The organism is Desertibacillus haloalkaliphilus (genome assembly GCF_019039105.1).
GTDB classification, from domain to species: domain Bacteria; phylum Bacillota; class Bacilli; order Bacillales; family KJ1-10-99; genus Desertibacillus; species Desertibacillus haloalkaliphilus.
On the sequence record NZ_JAHPIV010000519.1, the window covers coordinates 1 to 343 of the forward strand.

Annotated in this window: 1 protein-coding gene and 1 pseudogene; both read right to left on the bottom strand. The window is 36.4% G+C overall.

Annotated features, from left to right (window positions below):
• The coding region (locus KH400_RS23085; protein WP_369009392.1) for a preQ(1) synthase at window positions 1–217 on the bottom strand (217 nt) is incomplete at its 3' end.
• An 18-nt stretch (window positions 218–235) separates the two neighbouring features.
• Window positions 236–343, bottom strand: a pseudogene (locus tag KH400_RS23090) (7-carboxy-7-deazaguanine synthase QueE); the annotation flags it as partial.

The following is a 343-nucleotide window of genomic DNA, read 5'->3' on the forward strand; positions in this document are numbered from 1 at the left end:
GAATATAGCTAATATAGATTGTAGCGAAGTCTGGTTGATTCGTCATCGGGCATAATGAAGTGAACTCAGGACAATTAAATTTTACAAAGTAATCGCGATTTTGATGTTTATTTTCAAACACTTCTAAGACAGAAGGGTTATAGGAAAAGTCATAGGCTGTTCCTTGATTTCCAAGTAACGTTACCCCTTCTAGTTCTTCTTTTTTTCTTCCACTCATTGTTTTTTCTCTCCTTCTTTACACGCCACGTTTGTTTCCCCAAATCAGGGTATGAAGCTGTGGCAATACCTTAGCATCATTCATAACTAGCGATTTTGTCGCTTTTTCAATTAACCATTCATAACG